The following is a 1,932-nucleotide window of genomic DNA, read 5'->3' as shown; positions in this document are numbered from 1 at the left end:
GCCGCTGCAATTGCAGATGATCCCCTCGGAGATGCTGCCGCTCACCCGAAACGAGCCCTTGCCCGGCGGCGGGGCGATCCGCCAGGGGATCGAGTTCGATGCCATCGGCCACCGCGTGGCCTACCACTTCCTGCGCCGCCATCCGGGCGATGTGACCGATCCGGGGCTGGCCGGCGAGACCGTGCGCATCCCGGCCTCGGAGATTGTCCACGTAGTCGATCCGGTCGATGCCGGGCAGCTGAGAGGCGTGTCGCGCTTCGCCCCGGCGGTCGCCAAGCTCTTCCTGCTCGACCAGTACGACGATGCCGAGCTCGACCGGAAGAAGGTCGCGGCGATGCACGCGCTCTTCATCACCACCCCGGCGCCGGCCGAGGCGTTCGATACCGCCGAGAGCGAAGAGGACGGCGACCGGGTGCTCGATCTGCAGCCGGGCAGCGTGACGATGCTGGCCCCCGGCGAGGAAATCCAGACCTCGGCGCCGGCGGATGTGGGCCAGACCTACGAGCCCTTCCAGTATCGCACGCTCCTGCAGGTCTCGGCCGCGCTCGGGGTGCCTTACGCCTACCTCACCAACGACATGGTGCGGGCCAACTACTCGAACTCGCGGCTGGCGCTTCTGGAGTTCCGCCGCCGCGTCGAGGCCTACCAGCACGCGGTGATGGTCTACCAGCTTTGCCGCCCGGTCTGGGCGCGCTGGATGGACAGCGCGGTGATGGCCGGCGCGCTGAACATGCCCGGTTACACCCGACGGCGCAGCGCGTATCTCGCCTGTTCCTGGCTCCCCCCGAAATGGGACTGGGTCGATCCCCTGAAGGATGCCCGCGCCGAGATCGAGCAGATCGAGGCGGGGCTGAAGAGCCGGGCGCAGGCGCTCTCGGAACGCGGCTATGACGCCGAACAGGTCGATGCCGAGATCGCGGCCGATCGCGCGCGCGAGCGGCGGCTGGGGCTCGCCTTCGGCGGCGCCGGGCAGACGGGCGCGAGCCCGGACGCCCCGCCCGCAACCACGGAAGACTGACGCCATGACCATCGCATCCCTTGCCGAGCGGTTCGCCGGTCGGCCGCTGGCGCTCGGCCGGACGGCGCTCTCCGCGCTCTGCCGCAGCGGCCCGGCCGGAGCCGGAGCTGCCGGGTTGCCGCCGCAGGCCGCGCCTGATCCGGGTTACACCGTGTCCGGCGACGGTATCGCCGTGGTGCCGATCCTCGGGCCGATGCTGGCACGCGGCGACTGGCTGACGGCGACGCTGGGGCTCACCGATTACCAGGCCCTCGCGGCGACGCTCGCGGAGGCCTTCGCCGATCCGTCCGTGCGTGCCGTGCTGATGGAGATCGACTCCCCCGGCGGCGAGGTGGGCGGGCTCTTCGATCTCGTCGATGACATCCGCCGCCTTGCCACCGAGACCGGCAAGCCGGTCTGGGCCGTGGTCTCCGAGACCGCGCTCTCGGCCGCCTGCGCCATCGCCTCGGCCGCGAGCCGCGTTTACGTCACCCGCACCGGCGAGATGGGCTCCATCGGCGTCGTCGCGCTCCATGTCGACGAGAGCGCCGCCGATGCCATGGCCGGGCGGCAGTACACGCTGATCCATGCCGGGGCGCGCAAGATCGACGGCCATCCGCATGCGCCGCTCGACCCGGCCGCCCATGCCGCGATCCAGGCCGATGTGGACGCGCTGCATGGCGAGCTCGTGACCCTCGTCGCGCGCAACCGCGGGCGCGCGCCAGAGGCCATCCGCGCCATGGAAGCGGCGACGTTTCGCGGGGCCGCCGCCGTCGAGGCCGGGCTGGCCGATGCCGTCGGCGCCACCCGCCAGGCGCTGGCCGACCTTGCTCGCCACATCGGCGCGCCGTCCCGCGCAATCCATACCCTCAAACCCCAAAGGAGACCCTCCGCCATGAGTGAAGACACGCGCCCCGATCCCGTCGCGACCGAGG

The 1,932-nt window shown here is 71.7% G+C and carries 2 protein-coding genes; both read left to right on the top strand.

The window, feature by feature from the left end:
• On the top strand, positions 1-1,018 hold a 1,018-nt coding region (locus BMW67_RS15215), incomplete at its 5' end, for a phage portal protein (RefSeq protein WP_072748560.1).
• Between the two features lie 4 nt (positions 1,019-1,022).
• Positions 1,023-1,932: S49 family peptidase (locus BMW67_RS15210; protein WP_143053724.1), on the top strand; the 910-nt coding region annotated here is incomplete at its 3' end.

Origin of the sequence: Oceanicella actignis (assembly GCF_900111545.1) — a bacterium.
Classification (GTDB): Bacteria; Pseudomonadota; Alphaproteobacteria; order Rhodobacterales; family Rhodobacteraceae; genus Oceanicella; species Oceanicella actignis.
This window is presented reverse-complemented; position numbering and strand designations above follow the sequence as displayed.